Here is an 18,673-nt window from a genome sequence, read left to right on the forward strand (position 1 = left end):
ACTTCAATATCTTACTATTTAATCCTCGGAATTATACATTCTGGATGGATAGAGAGTAAAATTGGAAGGAGAGGTGAGATTAATGACGGATTATATAAACAACGGACATAAACAGATTTTAATAGATGGAGAAATAATGACGGATGAGAAGTGGCAAGCCATTATTAATAATGATACAGCATACAATAATCAATTTTTTTATGCAGTAAAGTCGACAGGTATATTTTGCAAACCATCCTGTAAATCCCGTGTTCCGAAAAAAGAAAATGTATATATTTTTCAAAACGCAGAACAAGCTCTCCGTGCAAATTTTCGCCCTTGTAAACGCTGCAAGCCCACTAATGAAAATCTGCCTGATAGCGAGTGGGTTGATTTAATTACTGCATACATTGATCAACATTTCACAGAAAAATTAACCCTTGATTCGTTAGCAAGTATTTGTCATGGAAGTCCTTATCATATGCATCGGACATTTAAGAAGATTAAAGGCATTACGCCTGTTGAATATATACAACAAGTTAGAGTGCACACGGCTAAAAAGATTTTAATTCAGACAAATAAAGCAATTGGAGATATCGCCATAAGTGTGGGTATGACTAATACGCCTTATTTTATTACTTTATTTAAAAAGAAAACTGGACTGACTCCCGCACAATTTCGTCAAATGAGTAAAACGGAGGAAAAGTACAATGAAAACAAAAATTAAACCAACCCTATATATGTCTTTACTACAGTTTCGGAATTGGAATCTTTATATTGCTGCAACTTCAAAGGGTCTAGTCTTTGTCGGTTCACAGAACAAGCCAAATGAGGAATTGTTCGAATGGGCTAAGAAACGCTTACCAGGAAGTCCTCTTGTCAAAGATGATGAAAAGCTTGAACCCTATGCGGTTGAAATCATTCAGTATTTAGAAGGAAAGCGGAAAACCTTTTCTGTTCCATTTGACTACATCGGTACGCCATTCCAGCTAGCAGTCTGGCAGGCACTTTGCGACATTCCTTATGGACAGACGAAATCCTATTCCGACATTGCCGATACTATAAATAAGCCTGCTGCTGTTCGTGCTGTAGGAGCGGCAATTGGGGCTAATCCGGTATTAATTACTGTACCGTGCCATCGCGTAATTGGGAAGAATGGCACGTTAACTGGCTATCGTGGTGGATTAGAAATGAAGACACAGCTCCTGGATTTGGAAAAGCGAGCTTCTTCTAGTAAGGTGTAACGCTATGAATGGAGGTACCCACATGAAACATGAATTATTTTATAAAAATCCGAAAACCATTCTGAATAAAGGGACTGGCTTTCTTTCTGGATATACACATTCACTAAATCCTTATACAGGCTGTTCTTTTGGATGCTCCTATTGTTATGTACGCGAAATGCCTGTCTCTCTTTTTCGAGAAGGAGAATGGGGGAATTGGGTCGATGTGAAAAACGGAGCAGCGAATGTATTGAAAAAAGAGCTCCATCGCGCCAAAACGAAAGGGAAAGTAACCATTTTTATGTCATCCAGTACAGACCCATACCAACCAATTGAGCATAAGGAAAAAGTGACGCGCTCTTTACTAGAAGTGATGCTAGAAGATCCCCCTGATTTTCTATTAGTACAGACGAGAAGCCCGCTTGTCAGTCGAGACATCGATTTGCTGCAACAATTTAAAGATAAAGTTCGAGTAAGTATGACGATTGAGACCGATTCAGAAACGATACGTAAGCATTTTACACCAAAAGCGCCCCCAATCCAGGCACGCTTTAAGACATTGGAAAAATTAGCGGCTTCGGGCATACCAACCCAAGTGGCTATCGCTCCCATCTTACCAAGTGGAGACTATTTCCCTGTGAAATTAAAGCCATTTGTCGATCGTATCTGTATCGATGACTACTTCATGGGCGACGGCAGTGGAGGAAAACGTACAAAGAGACTTGGTATAGAGAACAAATATACCCAACTTGGACTAGAAGAATGGTATGGACCACATGTAATAAAAAAAGTATACAACCGCTTTATTGAAGTCTTTCCAGAAAATCAAGTTTACGTGAGCCAGGCTGGGTTTGAGCCATAAAAAATACGAAATTCTTTCGGGCAGCCTTCATAACCATTCTTGATAATGATTGAAAAATTTATTCTTAGAGTATATTATGTCACACTTCCTTTTTACGAAAATTTTTATTTATTGATACAAAAATATTCGTATTTAATCCACTAAAATGCGATTTGTCCATCGTCTGGATACACCCCAAATTGAGTTAAACACGAACATTGAAATTGAAAGCAATGAAAAGTAATGATTCATTTGGAAATATTCAGAACTATTTGTCTAGCAAAAACGTCTAAATGCTAAATAAGCAGGGCTTTCGAATAATACCCTAGTAACCTCGAATTGGCATCCTCACCATATGAAAAGAATGTTGAAAAGAGATGTTCCATAGCAGCATAACGGGTGAATTATATAAGTTGAGATGCTTATTAGAACGAAGGAAGGGAAATGATGAAGATGAAAAGGGGTAATTTAAAGTGGATAACTTTTATTGGCCTAGGTGTGGCACTTCTAGCGATTGTAGGATTTAGTATATGGGACTCGGCAGAAAAGTCCAAGGAAGTTCAACAAATCGAGTTAGAATTAGGTTTTAAAGTTCAAGTAATGGATAGACAATCACACGGTCCATTGCGTGCGGCAACAAGAACATACCTAGTGAAACAAGTAGATGATAAGAAAAGCGATATAGAATACTTATTATATTTGAATGAAGAAGATAAGATCGAACATTGGGCTATGGTTAAAAACGGAAAGACCATCAAACCCTCTAACTGAAGAAGTTAGATCATTTTTAAATGGACATAAAAAACGCGAATCTAATGCATTACGGTTTTTACTTAGGAAAACGAGTTCTATTGATAAATAAGCTTCAGAGGATGCTAGAAGCGGAATTAAGCGCTGGTGAAGAGACATATAAATAAGGAGTTTTTGTGTTTGGTAGACATATTACTTTTCAGTGCAGGAATAATACATTATACTCATTCGCTTCAAAAAAATAATAATATACAAAAGAATGGGGTAAAATCTTTGATGTACGTTATCTTAAATGACAACTAAAACAGGAGTGTTTGAAATGGCATATTTATTACAAGTTGATTTTCCGTTTGAAGGACCTTTTGGTGAAGAAATGGCCAAAGGGTTTTGGGATGTAGCAAAAAGTATTAACGAAGAAGAAGGGTTCCATTGGAAAATATGGACAGAAAGTCAAGATACAAAAGAAGCTGGAGGTATCTATGTATTTGAGGAAAAACAAGATGCCGAAAAATATGCTGACATGCATAAAGCAAGACTTCAATCGTTTGGTATTAAAGATATTCGAGTAAGAATTTTTGACATAAATGAAAAGCTAACAACAATGAATCACGGTTATGTTAAGTAATGATGGAAAGGGTAAAGCATACTACTTTACCTGTGTAAACAACCGTCCGAGCTAAAAGGAAACTAGAAAAGATTAAACAGGGTTGAATAGTTAGGGAAGTAGGACTATCTTTTTTGATGGTCTTTTTTAATGAATTTATAAAACGAATTGAGCAGATCTATTAGAGTTGTTTAGAAAGCAGGTATTTCTACTCGTTTATCATTTTATAGTTTTGACTAGCATGAAGTAGGATCCATCCACCATCATCTGTTTTACAATAAGTCCATTAGTTTAATTGCTTAATGCCTGTGCTCTTGAATAAAGCAGAGAATTATTCATTAAAATATCAAGACGGTCAAATACATATCTAATAGGAAATTTAGCTCCAAAATCATAAAAAAGTTAACTGACATAGGTATGAACAATTTCTGTTGTAATACCATTGGGAAGTTCTAATTGCTAGGAAGACGTAAGTAGACGTAACCAATATATCCTCCACACCAAGTGAATTTAGTTTACATAATATAACTGACAAAAATCTAACTTAAGCAAAATTGATGCAGCAAGAAGAGAAGCGCTATTTAGGAATTAGGGGGTAATTTTACAAAAAAAAAGCAGCGTCGTCACACGCTACACCAAACTAATGAACATTATTAGGATGTATATCCATATTACTTAATATGTGAGCTAACAATAATAAGTGTTATTCCCGTAAATAAGCAAATGATTCTCGCCACAGGAATTTTATCAGCTAGTCCAAATAATGCAATTGCCGTCGTTACGATTAAAACTGTTGGGCCAACCAAAGCAAGCATTGTATTAATATAGAGTGCTTTTTCTAAATTATTCAACTTTAGCATCAACAATCCAGCACTTACTTCAATACTTCCAGACAATACACGTAAAATAACCATTGCCAAAACCGATTTATCAATAATTGTCATCATCCTATCTTTATAGATAATTTTTGAATATATATTATAAATCCATATTAGGATAATTATAAACTTCTGTTTGAATGAAATACTAAAATCAATATATGTATGATTCGTATCGAATATTCTTGTTATATTATCCTTTATAGTATTAATTTAGATGTTTGTAGCAAACTAGAAAACGCTAGAAAAAGATATGGTAGACTATATAAATTTGAGATTCATATACATACATCTGCTTCTTCATATCAAATACACAAGATAATAAATAATAGTAAAAAACCTCTTTAGAATTTAGGTGGAAGAGCATTGATAATTTAAGATAAATGATCAAGCTTATATTAAATCGAGCGGGTATAAAAAGATTTTACATCCGCATCAATTACGAAAGCTATGCAATTTAATAACTGTGTGCCAATTGATGTCATTCAATGTTTACTGGGTCAGAAAAAGAGTGAGACTACAAAGATATATACGTTCAGCTAAGCTGAAAGCCGAGAGAAGGATTACAGTAGATACTTTAATTTAATTTGAATAGAATTAGGACACACATGTAAAAATGTGTGTCTTTTCATTCATTGATGTATATACTCAAGAGGGATTGTGATGTCATTTGATTGCATACAATCCCTTTTGCATTTACATATTGACCTTCCCGATCAGTATTTGCGCTTCATATAAAACATAACCTCTAGCAATTGACATAATCGAAGGGCAAAACAAGCTCTGCTTTTAACCCCTTGCCAATCTCACTTGATAGAATTAAGTATCCCTGATGTGCCTTTGTGATTCTTGCAACCATTGGTAGCCCTAAGCCATGTCCATTGTAGTTAGGACGTTTTCTTTTAGAAGAAAAGGGGAGTTCCAATAGATTAGGTATTTCATTTTGAGGTATACCATTACCATTATCCTCCACGATAAAACTACAGGTCCTATTACTTTCATTAAAGGATGTTTGTAAAATTATCACACAGCCGTCGGGATTATGGTTAATACTATTTTGTATCAGATTAAAAATGGCACGCTTTAGTAGCCGTTCATCACCATTGACTTGAATTCTTTCATCTGAAATTTTCACTTCTATTTTGAATCGTTCATCCAATTCGTTATTTAGAAATTCGGATGCAATTTGTCTTGCCAAAACGGAAAGGCGAATTTGCCTTTTGTTCAATGGCTGCATCTCATATTCTAGCATTGAAACAAGGTTTAAATCACTTACAAGCGATCGTAGATACTCTGCCTGTTTACGGATAACGCTAGCTTGCCTTCTTTGTTCTGAAGGAATATCTATATTTTCTTCCAAATCACTTGCATAGCCAAGTACCATTGAAAGTGGAGTTCGGATGTCGTGAGAAATGCCCGCAATCCAGTTGGCACGTGCTTCATCCCTTTCTTTTAAACTATCATTTTTTTCGCGAAGTAAAGCCGAAGCGCTATTTACGTTTTGTGCGAGGTCGGCTAATATACCTTTTGGCTCTATAAATGCCTCTTTATCCTCACCTAGAGCTTGTATCCCTTGTGCTAGTGGACGGATAGAGCGAATCAGTCTATAGCCAATAAGAAGAGACAATAATAATGCCAAACCAATATTTATAATAAGTAGAGCAACCATCCTTAATGGTAATGAAGAGACCCAGCTTGTTGGAAGTATATACTGATATTTTGCAAAGCTGTCTTTCGGAAACCCGACAACTACCAACCCTTCAGCATGTTCCCATACAAAAACAGGATAATCCTTTAAATAGCTTTGGGTGAACTTGGCTACTTCGGTTAACGAATAGGTTTTCGGAATTTCGTCTGGGAGCATATAATTCCATGCTACTTGTCCTGAATCATTAATTAACATTGCCCATGCGTGACTTTCCCTTAGTAATTTTACTGTTGTGTTATCTGCAGAATAAGTATTGGACGAGCGATGCAAGCCCTCTGCCACATTTTGAACAATGGCGGCAGGAGAATCCCCTTTGTTCATACCATTGAATATCCAAACACCTAATAGGATAAAGTTAAAAACTAGTAAAAAAGCAGAAATCATCATAGTTGAACCGATAAAACGCTTTAAAATACGTAGTGTGCCTTCCATCACTCCTCTCCCTTTACCATCAGCTTATATCCGAGCCCTCGAATAGTCAGTAAGTATTCAGGTTTAGAAGGATTAGCTTCTATTTTTTCACGAATACGGCGAATATGTACCATTAATGTGTTTTCATAGCCATAATAATCATCTCCCCATGCAGCCTGACAAAGTGCATCGCTTGTGACGATGCGGTTTCGATTGTCATATAGCTTAAACAGCAATGCATGTTCTTTTGCTGTCAAATGATATTGGTTGCCTTCATTCTGAACAATCCCACTTTCAAAATCAATATGATAGTTTCCTAATTGGAATACTGGACGCTGTTCCTGTTTTGGAGGTGAATAAACACGTCTCAAAACTGACGATAGACGGAGAACTAGTTCCCTTGGTAAGAAAGGTTTAACAATGTAATCATCTGCACCTAGTCCAAGTCCTAGCAAACGATCTTCATCTTCACCTCTTGCCGTTAAAAAGAGGACAGGCATATTTGATGTTTGACGTAAGTTCGATAGAAGGGAAAACCCATCGCCATCAGGGAGCATTACATCTAAAATAGCTAGATCAGGTTTCACAGTATGACAAATTTCTAATGCTTCAGCACAACTAGAGGCTTGATAAATCCGTCCGAATCCTTCTTTGCGCAAGAATCCATCTACCATATTCCTTAACTCGTATTCATCATCTACAATAAGCAACTTCTTGTTTTTGATATCATCCATATAAAATCACCCACAATAATTATACAATACTCTTTTCTAAATTCCTTTTATTTTCCAGTAAGTATGATATTTAAGGTTAGCGTAACCTTCATTTCAGGTTAACGAAAGGTTAAGTTTTTATCTTTGTGAAAAGAACATGGTTAAACAAATTGGAGGAAGATAAAATGAACCAAATAGTTACTACTCAAAATCTTTCTAAACGGTATGGCAGTAAATACTGTGTGAAGGATATAAACTTATCCGTAAGTGAAGGGGATATATTTGGATTTCTGGGGCCAAATGGTGCAGGGAAGTCTACCACACTGAAAATGATATTAGGGTTAATGCGACCTACCGATGGCAATGTAAAAGTTTTTGGAAAGGATTTTGAAGGAAATCGCCAGCTTATTTTGAGTCAAACTGGTTCTCTTATTGAATCCCCATCTTATTATGCACATCTATCAGGACTTGAAAATATGCGCATTGTACAGAGACTTAGGAATATTCCAGAAAAGAATGTATCGGAAGCATTGAAAATTGTTCGATTGGAGAATCAAAAGGATAAAAAGGTAGGACAGTATTCTCTCGGAATGAAGCAACGTTTAGGAATTGCAATGGCATTGTTATCTATTCCAAAGCTATTGATTTTGGATGAGCCAACAAATGGTCTTGATCCTGCTGGTATTGGTGAAATTCGAGAATTGATTAAATCTTTACCCAAACGCTATGGAATGACGGTACTTATCTCTAGTCACCTACTTTCAGAAATTGAGCAGATTGCAACATCAGTAGGGATTATCAACGATGGAAACATGATGTTTCAAGGTAACATGGATGAATTAAAAAACAAAAGCCATCCAAATATCATGATAAAAACACGTAACAATTTGTTAGCAAAAGAATTACTTTCTGATAAAGGTTTCTCTCCTTTTTATCGTGAAGATTCGTTAGTGTTTGGAAACTTAACAGATGAGCAGGTAATACAAATAAATAGAAGTTTAACTTCAGCTAATATCGACGTACTGCGTATTGAGGAAAATAAGAAGAATTTAGAGAGCATTTTCCTAGAAATTACAGGAAAGGGGAGGAGCCTATAATGAACGCGATTCGTCTCGAATTCTATAAATTGCGCCATAAGCATCTTTTTTTGATGATGACATTAATTTTACTTGTAGAAATAACGTGGGCGTTTATGGCAACAAGCATGTCGATTTCCCGTAATCCAGAGATAGCCAAATGGGAAACACTTATGTTGATGCTGTCCACTATGAATGGCCTCTTTTTACCTATTTTATCAGCAATATGCGTCTCCCGCATCTGTGATATGGAACATAAAGGAAAAACATGGAAATTGTTACTAACAATTTCTGTGAAGCGAGGGCACCTCTATGCTGCAAAATATATGTGTGCATGTCTTGTCATGTTGTGGATGTGTATTTTGCAAGTATTCTCTATCAGTGCATTTGGTATTATTAAAGGTTTTAATGACCCAGTACCATTTTTACTACTGGCTCAATTCCTTTCAGGAACAGTTTTGACCAACATGGTTATCATAGCACTCCAACAATGGGTATCAATGGCGGTAAAAAATCAAGCTTTTGCGTTAACTCTTGGTATGATCGGAGGCTTCATCGGCCTGGCAGCTGATTTATTCCCATTTGGAATCCGCAGACTTTTTGTTTGGTCCTATTACTCAGGTCTAAGCCCCATTAAGCAGAACTATGTTAATGAACAAATGCAATTTAGTACACAGGATATAAGTAATTCATTGCCATTGATGTCACTTCTAATCACGGCAGGAATTTTTATCTTTCTAGCTGGTAGTATCCACATATCGAGACAAGAGGTATAAGGAGGATTGACTATGTTAAAACGTTGCATTTCTGCTGAGTGGTTGAAATTACGCCATTCCCGTATATGGATAATACTAATGACTCTTCCAATAATAAGCGTATTGATTGGGAGTGCCAACTTTTATATGAATCAAGGTGTATTGGCGAAAGAATGGTATAGTTTGTGGTCACAGGTGGGTTTATTTTACGGAGAATTTTTCTTTCCCGTACTTATTTCTATTAGCTGTGCGTATATGTGGAGATTAGAGCATTTAAATAAAAACTGGAATATGATTATGACCGCTCCAGTATCGGCAGCTAGTATTTTTTTATCTAAGATGCTAGTTGTCGGTGTACAGCTAATTTTTATTCAAGTTTTGTTTTTTCTTTTGTACCTTATTGGAGGAAAACTGTTAGGGCTAACCTCTGCACTTCCTAGTGAATTATTTGAATGGTTCACTCAAGGCTTGATAGCTAGTCTTACAATTAGTGCTTTGCAATTGTCTCTTTCGATGCGCTTTCGTAGTTTCGCAGTTCCTATTGGTATTGGCTTATGCTTCACTTTTTTGGGCTTGGGCTTGTATGTATTGGATTTAGGAATGTTCTTTCCCTATTCTTTACTAACTATGGGGTTGGGAGTACTAAGTCAATCAGGTTTTTCTTCCCAGAGTGATTATGTTTTATTTTTAATTACTAATTTACTATACATTATTGTCATTAGTTTATTAGCAATCCAATGGATGCGAAAGAAGGATGTCGTTGCTTAAACAATTAAAAGGAAGTGGAAACATGAAAAAGTCTATATTAGGTATTAGCATTGGTCTAATAGTTATTGTTGCATTTTCTATCTTCTTCTATAATCCACATAAGCTTATTCCTGATAATCCTGAAGGGAAATCTCGTTTTTATACTATGATAGGCAATGACGATAACGGTGAAAAGTTAGGCGATAATCAAAGATATAAATACACGTTAGAAGCCTTTGATGAAAGTGGCAAAAAGAAGATTCTTACCTTTAACAGTAGCAAGCAATTACGAAAAGGTGCATATTTAGAATTGTATGTTGCATCATTTCGGGGTGTGACCTATTGGCAGGAGATACAGTTAAATGAATTACCTGAACCAATCAAAAGTAAATATTCTAAGTAAAAAACTGAAAAAGACACTTAGGAGGAATTCTGGAGGCTAGGCAATATAAGTGTGGTATCCCAGACATTAATACGAATACTTAAAGATATGCTAATAAGAAAATTGTAGTTATCGGTAGTGGCCATTCGGATATTAATACCTTATTGGCACTTGCAGAATTACAAACAGAAAATCCAGCAATAAAGCTAGTGTGGATATGCGTAAAAAAGCTATAGAAGAAGCCTATGGTGGCGAAGAAAAAGATGCATTAGTAGCACGTGGCGCACTCGGTGTTCGCATTTGCGAATTAGTGGATACAGAACAGCTTTTTGATCGATTTTTTATTAAACTAACAAAAATAATTGACAACGCCTATAATAGTACTGTACAGTACTAATTATGACAAGGATAAAATTAATGAATCAAAAACGTGTGATTGAAGTAGCTGCATCATTATTTTTAGAAAAAGGGTTTGCTTATACAAGCATGGATGAATTAGTTCGTGTAAGCAAAGTTTCAAAGTCTAATGTGTATTATCACTTCTCTAATAAGGAAGAATTGTTGGAAGGGGTTGTTGATTATTGGATTGAAATGTATCAATCTGCAATTGATGACTTACTATCTCAAAACCAATTATTAGTTGAAGATCGTATCCAACGGTTTTTAAAGCAATTATCACAAGGAGTACAGACGAGAGAATATAAAGGGAGCTGTCCTTTTATTACGCTTTATATTCAAAGCCCTACAAATGCCACAAAAGTAAAAGAAAAAATAGGTCTTTTCTTTATAGGATTACAAACGAAAGTTTCTCTTTTACTTAAACAAGGGATAGAGAATGGTGAATTTAGAAAGACCATTAATATTGACGAGGTTGCATCTCTTTTTATTACAAATCTTGAAGGAGCGTTATTTATTTCAGAAACACTGAAAGATACAACTGTAATCATGAAAACAGCAGATCATTTTTTTAACTTGCTTCGATAATAGAAGCATTTTTTTTACATCAAATTAGTACTGAATAGTACTAAAAGGGGGATTTATATGAGAACAGTATTTTTAACGGGTGGAACAGGTTTTATTGGAAAGCAATTAGTGGAGGAATTAGCCAAAGAGCATGTTACAATTCTTCTATTAGTGAGATCGAAAAGTAAAGCAACACGAACTTTTCAAGAGAGAGGCATCTTAAAAGAGGCAGTTATGCACTTTATTGAAGGTGATTTGACGAAAATAGACTTAGGTCTAAGTGCTGAAGATAAGGAGAGGGTATTGAAAACGGATGTGATTATTCACGCAGGCGGCCCCATGGATATTCAAGCGACAACCAATGAGGCAGCTTCCGTATTTTTGAATGGTGCCCAACATATTAGTGAACTCGCTAAAACTATTCATCAATTGAAGGGATTGCAACAATTTATTCATGTTGTAGGTTATATGAGTCCCTTTGATGATAAAAATAGCAAGATTGCGATAGATGTGTTTAAAGAAGGAAACGATTTTTTGAAAATAAAAAATCCATATGAAAGAACAAAGTTTTTAGCAGATCTTTATATCCGTCAGCAGGCATCAACAGTAGGTTATCCGCTGTCTGTCATTAATCCGCCAACTGTGGTTGGAAGTAGTAAAACAGGGAGTACAGAGCAGATAGCAGGATTAGGTTTGCTTGTGACAAGTATGCGAAGAGGGCTCATGCCAGTGATTCCTGGAGGTAAGGGATATAGGTTGCCACTGATTTCAAACGATGAGTTTGCGAAGTTTATTGTGCAGGTTTTCAAATTGGAGCAGCCGGCTATTCAAACATATACACTTGTTGATGACAAAGAGAACGATCCGAACATTGCTGAATTATTAAGTGTTATGTCGGAAAGTATGAATATGAGGGCACCAAAAATCTCTGTTCCAATGCCACTTATGAAAACAATAATGAAAAGTGGAGTAAGTAAAATAACAAACATTCCTTCTGATGGACTGAATTTTATCACAAATCGAACATTTTCAAATGGTTCAGTGAAAAAGATTATGGGAGAAGATTGGTTTAAGGAGACAAATGTAATGAAATTTTTCCCAGCCGTTATAGCTGATCTGGATTATCGCATGATGTATCAAAATGGCCAGCACAGTCATTTATTTAAACGAACATTATGTAATAATACTACCATTTACCAATCAGAAGGAGAGGGTAAACCGTTTATTTTATTACATGGTTTATTAAGTGATGGAGAGGATTTATTTCCTTTAGGGAAAGAGCTTCATGAAAAAACGGGTCGACCTGTATGGATCATGGACCTTCCAGGTTTGGGACGTTCTCCTTTTAAACGACAAAAAAATCTTTTAAATATCTATTTGAATGTATTAAAAAAGTTATTGGAGAAAGCTACTAATGGTGCCCATCTAATTGGCCATTCATTTGGTGCGTATATTCTTTTGGAAGCAATAGTACAAAAGTACATAGATAAGAAGTATACAATAACTTTACTTCAGCCACCTGTTGCTAAAAAAAATGCTAAATCGATAAATGTTCCTCAATTTATAAACAAATGGACATTGAAGTTAGCAACTACTAATTTGATAGAGCGTTATTTATTAAGTAATGGTTTATTTGAAAGTACGGAGAGTATCCCTGAACATTATATTGAAAAAATAAGTAAAAGTTTTACTTCTCCTAGAATTTTAAATACAACGGTTCAGCTTAACAGTTTACTATCGAAAACCATTCAAGGTGATTTCAATGAAGTAACAAAGTATAATCTTCACATTATTTGGGGGGATTATGACAGAGGCTATTCTGCTCCTTCGCATCTTGGTAAGGTTGATTTTGTTCCATATGGTCATCATTTTCCTCTTAACCATCCGAGTGAAACGGCTAATTTGGTAATACAAAATAGTAGTAATAGCAGATGAGAGTGTGGGATAAATAAAAAGCGTGTAGTAGGATGTTGTGTCTTTGAAATAAAGTCGTACTGTTTGAAAAAAGGTTGTCTATATGAACATTTGATATATTTACTTAAGAATCTAACAGCTAATCATTTACAAAGTATTGCTCCTTAAGAATTGCAGGTAATCACCTTGTGGAGAAATATACTTAAACTTCCATGATAGAACGTAATTATGTTGCGTAGTCGAGCCACTAAATCCTTAGTGCTGTTTATTTATACAGCCGACCAGCAAAAAGTAAAAAAGTTTTTTTATAGAAAATGAATTTGCAAAAGGAGATGAGATCTTGCTTCTGTAAAAACTAATGTTTAGTATCCTTTTTACAGGTAGAAGTGAAAATCGCTGATATATTACAATCTAAAAAGTATACACCTAACCAGTTGTCGAAATTTTTGATGACTGGTTATTTAGTCCAAATTGTAGCTGAAAGTTATAGGTAAACTCAAATGTAATCAAAATTATCCTGTTAATTAAAATAAATGAAAAAACTTTAATGATAAGATTTTTATTGGGCATAGCTGAACACTTAGGTGTAAGTAAAGCACTTGTAGGATCTATGTTAAAAAGAGAATGTACTAAAAGCTGAATTCTTTATTATTTGTCATGTGAATTTTTGGTGTCCAAAACTATCTGGACCTTTTACACTTAAAAATTTAGATTCTGTCTCAATATTATTAGTATACTTTTCACTGAAATATAACTTCCTATAATTTATATTATGTAAACTAAAATTATTTTGTGTGGAGGGGAGCTTAGATAGATATTAACTACCTTATCAACAATGCACTTCTCATTTAAGATAACGTACATCATTGTCCAGAAAAGTAATATGTCTAATAAACACCATAACTCCCTGTCTATAAGCCCTTTCATCCGTACTTAATTCCGCTTCTAGCATCCGCGTGATTTTTTATGTCAGCACAGTCCTCGCATCTAACTGCTTTACGCTTTATCGCTTACGAATAATTTTGCAACATTGGAGTTAAGTTACAAACATAAGGTACATACCTTTTTATTCTGAAAGCTAAGTAAGAAGAAACGTCTTACTTAAACTTTACTTTTCATCTTCTGTATTAGAGGGTCTGATGGTCTTTCCGTTTTTAACCATAGCCCAATGTTATTTTATTTCTTCAATCAAATATAATAGGTATTCTATATCGCTTTTCTCATCTTCTACTTGTTTCACTAGGTATGTCCTTGTTGCTACACGCAATGGAACGTGTGAATGCCTATTTTTTTATTAATTGAATAGTTGAAATATTATCGTTATACTTAAACTACTTTTATAATAACGCTCCTTAGAAAACTTATGATAAATACTACTAGTATTGAGGAGGAAGTAGAATGGAAGAATTCATAGTAGAAAAAGCAATACAAGATATTTATCCAGACGATTTCGCTTGGTGTTATGGGTGTGGTCGCCTGAATAAGGATGGTCATCACCTTCGAACTGGTTGGCAAGGAGATAAGACAGTTACCATCTTTACACCTCAATCAAAATACATGGGTATTCCTGGTTTTTTATATGGTGGTTTACTTGCATCTTTAATTGATTGCCATGGATCAGGGTCTGCTGCGCTTGCGTTGCATCGTAAAAATGGACATGAAATTGGTGATGGAGCAGAGCCACCAAGATTTGTAACGGCTAACCTGAATGTAGATTTCCTAAAACCGACTCCGCAACACGTCCCATTAAAAGCAATTGGTACTGTTGAAGAAATTCATCCGAAACGATGGAAGGTTGAAACCGAAGTGTACGCTGAAGATACGCTCTGTGCTCGCGGTACAGTAGTTCTTGTCGTCATGCCTAGTACATTCCAAAAAAAGAATGATTAACAGTTATGATTATGATTAGCTAAACAAGTTAACCTATGGAAGGTTAACTTGTTTTTATGTGAGCTTTTTTAGTGTAAATCAAATACGATTGGATCAATTTGTTTTTTGATTATTACAGTTGATGGCACTAGCTTTAAATTAGCTGGGATTTGTTCGAAATTCTCAAACTGTAATTTATAAACCGTACGATTGTTAATGTAATCTGAAGAGGCAGAATTATAACCAATTAAACGATTATCAATCGCCAGATGCCAATCAGATGCCAGCATCTCAGGCTCTCCCTCTGTAGAGATCGCTATATAAAGTGTACGTTGTTTGATTTCTAATGAATCAATGGTGTAAGTAGCATTATTAAATTGAAATGGCTGTATATGTGCAGTATCTACTTCTGTCTCAAATAAATCGAACACAAATGCTTCCATTTGAAGTACTTCAAACGTAGCAGGGTTAGTATACTTCGGGACAGATGTCGTATAAATCATTTCACCCAATATAGCTGTGCCGCCACCACTAGCTGAAAAGTTTGAAATCATTGGTTGTTCTCCATCTATTCGTTTAGTAGTGATAATTAATTGCCCTTCTTTATCTCGTATGGAAAATCGAACATTTGATTTTACACTTCCGAAAAAGTCGTCTTGTGCTTCATCCACTTTATGTGAGTTGGCCACTTCTATATCTTGATATTTATTTAAAAGTTGCTTATATACATTATCTTGATCTCTCTGATACTGTTCTTTAAATTTAACTCGATAATGAATATCGATGTTTTCCCCATTCTCGACAACTTTATCAATAGAAACATCTAGGAATGGCTCATTGTAATTTAAGACTTGCTTACTATCTAAATGTTCTTCTTGCTCACTACTATTCGTTTCTACTAATTGTGTTGGCTCATCCACTTGTTGTGTGACTTCAATCGGTGGACGATGCCAATAATAAAACATAAAACTAAGTATAATAACGGCAACACTGATTACAGAAATTTTTAAAGTATACCAGGATTTTTTCCGCTTTGTATCAGTGTAAATATGGTGCATAATAGCATCCTCTTTGCTACTTGTTATTTTAGGTATATTAAGCTGTGCAAATAAGATGTTTTGCTCATTTAATAGTTGCTCATATTCACATTGACAATTTTTACAGAATTGTAAATGATCTTCTATTTTCTTTTGTTCATCCTCATCTAAAAAACCTTCTACATAATCTTCTAACAAAATTGGTTCACATTTCATAAAAATAACCTCCTTTTGTCATTGTGATGGACCTAAGTTTTCTCTTACTTCTGTGTAGCTTGTTACGAACATCATTTAAAGAAATCTGAAGCACTTCACTTATTTCATCATAGCTTAGCTCATTTACATATTTCAGTAACAATACCATGTACTCTGTTTCATCCAATTGTTGTAAAAGCTTTTCTAACTGCTCATTTCTTTCGTGTAGCAACAATACTTTTTCCGGATAACGATTATCCATTACATTACTGTCGATTTGCATCGTTTGTATCTTTTGAATCCGTAAATAATCGAAACAATTATTGACTACAATTCGGTATAGCCAGGCATTAAAGGAGCCTATTTTTTTATATTTATGTAGGCTATAAAAAACTTTTATAAAAATATCTTGAACGATATCTTCAGCTGCAGCACGATTTTTTACTATTCTGATGACTGTAGTAAAAATTTTCTGCTCATAATGTTTTACAATATGTGCAAAATGATGACTTTCACCATTTTTAACTCGTGTAATGACTTCATCCATCTCCATTTGTATCACCTCCCTACTACTATAACGAAAAAATTTTCATTTCCTCTCAAAATTTCCCTTTATTTTTGCAGATTTTGAGTTTAGCTATTGATTATTCTATAAACAAAACAAAAGAAGAAATAAAAAATGTCTAAAGGATTCTTGTCTTTATTTTTGGACAAGAACCTTTAGACAAATTATTATAATTGAGAGTAATTGGTCAGAAAAAACTTCTCTGATTATAGTAAGACATAAGTTTAAAATGTTCTTCTTATTAAATAGCCGCACTTTATTGTAATGGAATGTTTACTTCAATATTGTTCCCGATAGGATTGGTGTAATAGTTTAAATATATTTTTGCCTTCCCAGTATAGTCTTCAAATTGGGTCGTCTCCATTACGTACTGTTCGTCTCTTGAAATTGTCACACCTTTAATTTCTAACGGCGTACCATCTTCTTTTATGGCATCAGAGAACATTAAAAATTTGCCTTTATTATCCTTATTAATCTTAACTGATACACTTTGCTGCGCTGCGGAAAGGTCTTCATTAAAATACGTAGGCTTTGTGAGTATTTCTTTTGTGCTAAAATCAACTTCAACAAAATCCTCACCCTTTGGCACTGCATGAACCGCTCCAATCATAACCTTCAGTGATGCAGGATCATCGAAATAGTTACTTTGCAAATAGAGCGTAAATTTGCCATCGCGAATATTTCCGCCTTTTGAAATGCCATTTATAATACTATCTCTGCGCTCACCGCTTTCTGTCATGACGGCAACATCATCCAGCGCTAATATTTGCATTGTATTATCTTTGGCAAGCTCAATATCGAGTGCCACTTTTAAAGGAGAACGGCGAATTTGTGTAATCGTAAATTTCTGTCCATTGACATCTATCGTACGATTCGCAGTAAAAATTTTCTCCTCTGCGACCTCGTTTTTCAGCGAAAATGGTAAAGTAATTTTAATGTTTCCCTTCTCTTCATCACTAAAGTAAAACACTGCTTTAAAATCCTTTGAAGTATAGGCAATAGGCTCTAAAAAATTATATTCCACTGATGACGAAATATATGTTTGGTTGCTTGCATTTCTAATAAACGTACAGCCGCATTCAATCTCCTCATTCCCTTGAAACAATTGAACTTTCTCTAAGTTTAATTTTGACATATCAAACGAGGCATCGGCGTCATAAAATAGTACCAATCCTGATTTATCGGCAATCACGCCCTGTAATGTAAGTGATAGACCTTTTCTAGATTGCGTCACATTGATTTCTTCAAAATATTCATGATCCACTATATCTCTTATTCCTTTATCTATTGCAATCGCTGAAACAATTGCCTGAAAGCCAGGTATTTTTGCAACTTGGCTGGCAATCGTTGGAGAAATGCGAATTGAAAAGATAAGGCTTAGGCAAAGCATGGAGATAAATGTAACCGAAACAATGCGATTCTTTATTCTTTTTTCTCGTTGAACTTTACGAAACATGTCTATTCGAACTTGTTGAAGCTTCTCCTTAGGAACGTCAATTAATGGTTTACTCACAGCCAGTCCTCCTTTTCTCTAGCAAAGTGTCTAAGCTTTTTTAAGATGTGATGAAGCTTCGACTTTACAGTACCCTCAGGTATTTGATTTAGCTCCGCAATTTCTTTATTTTTTAGTTGCTGGAAATATTTCATATAGACGAGTTGCTGCTCCGACAAAGATAGATGTTCTAATAATCTCTCCATATCTGAATAGATGACCCATTCAGAAAGATGGTATTCCTCAATAGGAACAGTGGGTTGGCGTTTTCGTAAATGGTCTTTACAACAATTAATTAAGACTCGAACAAGCCATGTTCTGGCATATTCGTGCTGCTTAACGGTATGCATTTTTTTCAGTGCCTTATATACAAGCTCCTGCATCACATCTAAAGCATCTTGCTCATTTTTCATATATGTAATGGCCATGCGATATAAAATATCTTCATCCATTTCAATAAGCGTAAGTATCGCTTCATGATCACCTTGTATAGCACGTTGTTCTATTTCAAATTTCATCCTTCTCGCCTCCTTCCTTCATTAGACTGAGCAATTCTTCAATTCGTTCAAAA

At 35.0% G+C, this 18,673-nt stretch carries 19 protein-coding genes and 1 pseudogene; 13 read left to right on the forward strand and 7 right to left on the reverse strand.

Going from position 1 to position 18,673, the window contains the following annotated elements; all coding sequences use genetic code 11:
- Nucleotides 1–82: 82 nt before the first annotated feature.
- The 5 genes from ABC382_RS03335 to ABC382_RS03355 all read left to right on the forward strand — a co-directional run bounded on the left by ABC382_RS03335 (nt 83) and on the right by ABC382_RS03355 (nt 3,418).
- On the forward strand, nt 83–706 hold the full coding sequence (locus ABC382_RS03335; RefSeq protein WP_322610808.1) for a bifunctional transcriptional activator/DNA repair enzyme AdaA: 624 nt from the start codon (nt 83–85) through the stop codon (nt 704–706).
- The gene (adaB, locus tag ABC382_RS03340; protein WP_322610809.1) at nt 690–1,223 is read left to right on the forward strand and encodes a methylated-DNA--[protein]-cysteine S-methyltransferase; all 534 of its coding nucleotides are present in this window, start codon (nt 690–692) and stop codon (nt 1,221–1,223) included. The genes ABC382_RS03335 and adaB overlap by 17 nt, the downstream gene beginning before the upstream one ends.
- 22 nt (nt 1,224–1,245) lie before the next feature.
- Nucleotides 1,246–2,064: an SPL family radical SAM protein gene (locus ABC382_RS03345; RefSeq protein ID WP_322610810.1), complete on the forward strand. Its 819-nt coding sequence runs from the start codon at nt 1,246–1,248 to the stop codon at nt 2,062–2,064.
- Nucleotides 2,065–2,490: 426 nt separating this feature from the next.
- Nucleotides 2,491–2,814, forward strand: a complete 324-nt coding sequence (locus ABC382_RS03350) for a hypothetical protein (protein ID WP_322610811.1) — start codon at nt 2,491–2,493, stop codon at nt 2,812–2,814.
- Between the two features lie 298 nt (nt 2,815–3,112).
- Nucleotides 3,113–3,418, forward strand: coding sequence for a monooxygenase (locus tag ABC382_RS03355; protein ID WP_274793164.1), 306 nt, complete (start codon nt 3,113–3,115; stop codon nt 3,416–3,418).
- A gap of 650 nt (nt 3,419–4,068) precedes the next feature.
- Here ABC382_RS03355 and ABC382_RS03360 read toward each other — a convergent pair.
- The 3 genes from ABC382_RS03360 to ABC382_RS03370 form a co-directional block, all read right to left on the reverse strand.
- Nucleotides 4,069–4,344 (reverse strand): YqhV family protein, encoded by a 276-nt coding sequence (locus tag ABC382_RS03360; protein ID WP_274793165.1) that lies wholly within the window; start codon nt 4,342–4,344, stop codon nt 4,069–4,071.
- A 679-nt stretch (nt 4,345–5,023) separates the two neighbouring features.
- Nucleotides 5,024–6,415 (reverse strand): sensor histidine kinase, encoded by a 1,392-nt coding sequence (locus ABC382_RS03365; RefSeq protein ID WP_312506675.1) that lies wholly within the window; start codon nt 6,413–6,415, stop codon nt 5,024–5,026.
- Nucleotides 6,415–7,128 (reverse strand): response regulator transcription factor, encoded by a 714-nt coding sequence (locus ABC382_RS03370; protein ID WP_312506676.1) that lies wholly within the window; start codon nt 7,126–7,128, stop codon nt 6,415–6,417. The genes ABC382_RS03365 and ABC382_RS03370 overlap by 1 nt, the downstream gene beginning before the upstream one ends.
- A 164-nt stretch (nt 7,129–7,292) precedes the next feature.
- Here ABC382_RS03370 and ABC382_RS03375 point away from each other — a divergent pair, with 164 nt between their 5' ends.
- The 8 genes and pseudogenes from ABC382_RS03375 (at nt 7,293) to ABC382_RS03410 (ending at nt 14,834) form a co-directional block, all read left to right on the forward strand.
- Entirely contained in the window at nt 7,293–8,204 is a 912-nt protein-coding gene (locus tag ABC382_RS03375; protein WP_312506677.1) for an ABC transporter ATP-binding protein, read from the forward strand.
- Nucleotides 8,204–8,959: an ABC transporter permease gene (locus tag ABC382_RS03380; RefSeq protein ID WP_312506678.1), complete on the forward strand. Its 756-nt coding sequence runs from the start codon at nt 8,204–8,206 to the stop codon at nt 8,957–8,959. Before ABC382_RS03375 ends, ABC382_RS03380 begins: the two co-directional genes overlap by 1 nt.
- Nucleotides 8,960–8,971: 12 nt before the next feature.
- Complete coding sequence (locus ABC382_RS03385) at nt 8,972–9,706, forward strand: ABC transporter permease (RefSeq protein ID WP_322610813.1); 735 nt, start codon at nt 8,972–8,974, stop codon at nt 9,704–9,706.
- On the forward strand, nt 9,699–10,088 hold the full coding sequence (locus ABC382_RS03390) for a YxeA family protein (protein WP_312506680.1): 390 nt from the start codon (nt 9,699–9,701) through the stop codon (nt 10,086–10,088). The genes ABC382_RS03385 and ABC382_RS03390 overlap by 8 nt, the downstream gene beginning before the upstream one ends.
- 83 nt (nt 10,089–10,171) lie before the next feature.
- Nucleotides 10,172–10,395 (forward strand): annotated as a pseudogene (locus tag ABC382_RS03395) (flavoprotein); the annotation flags it as partial.
- 89 nt (nt 10,396–10,484) lie between these two features.
- Nucleotides 10,485–11,051 (forward strand): TetR/AcrR family transcriptional regulator, encoded by a 567-nt coding sequence (locus ABC382_RS03400; protein WP_322605160.1) that lies wholly within the window; start codon nt 10,485–10,487, stop codon nt 11,049–11,051.
- Between the two features lie 57 nt (nt 11,052–11,108).
- Nucleotides 11,109–12,965, forward strand: coding sequence for an alpha/beta fold hydrolase (locus ABC382_RS03405; RefSeq protein ID WP_322610814.1), 1,857 nt, complete (start codon nt 11,109–11,111; stop codon nt 12,963–12,965).
- A gap of 1,377 nt (nt 12,966–14,342) precedes the next feature.
- On the forward strand, nt 14,343–14,834 hold the full coding sequence (locus ABC382_RS03410) for a PaaI family thioesterase (RefSeq protein WP_322610815.1): 492 nt from the start codon (nt 14,343–14,345) through the stop codon (nt 14,832–14,834).
- Between the two features lie 68 nt (nt 14,835–14,902).
- Here ABC382_RS03410 and ABC382_RS03415 read toward each other — a convergent pair whose 3' ends face one another.
- The 4 genes from ABC382_RS03415 to ABC382_RS03430 form a co-directional block, all read right to left on the reverse strand.
- Nucleotides 14,903–16,066: a zf-HC2 domain-containing protein gene (locus tag ABC382_RS03415; RefSeq protein ID WP_322610816.1), complete on the reverse strand. Its 1,164-nt coding sequence runs from the start codon at nt 16,064–16,066 to the stop codon at nt 14,903–14,905.
- Nucleotides 16,056–16,598: an RNA polymerase sigma factor gene (locus ABC382_RS03420; protein ID WP_312506667.1), complete on the reverse strand. Its 543-nt coding sequence runs from the start codon at nt 16,596–16,598 to the stop codon at nt 16,056–16,058. Before ABC382_RS03420 ends, ABC382_RS03415 begins: the two co-directional genes overlap by 11 nt.
- A 268-nt stretch (nt 16,599–16,866) precedes the next feature.
- A complete protein-coding gene (locus tag ABC382_RS03425) occupies nt 16,867–18,123 on the reverse strand; it encodes a DUF4179 domain-containing protein (protein ID WP_322605152.1) in 1,257 nt (418 codons plus the stop codon).
- A complete protein-coding gene (locus ABC382_RS03430) occupies nt 18,120–18,620 on the reverse strand; it encodes a sigma-70 family RNA polymerase sigma factor (protein WP_274793152.1) in 501 nt (166 codons plus the stop codon). The genes ABC382_RS03425 and ABC382_RS03430 overlap by 4 nt, the downstream gene beginning before the upstream one ends.
- Nucleotides 18,621–18,673: the final 53 nt, after the last annotated feature.

Origin of the sequence: Lysinibacillus phoenicis, assembly GCF_047238325.1 — a bacterium.
GTDB lineage: Bacteria > Bacillota > Bacilli > Bacillales_A > Planococcaceae > Lysinibacillus > Lysinibacillus irui.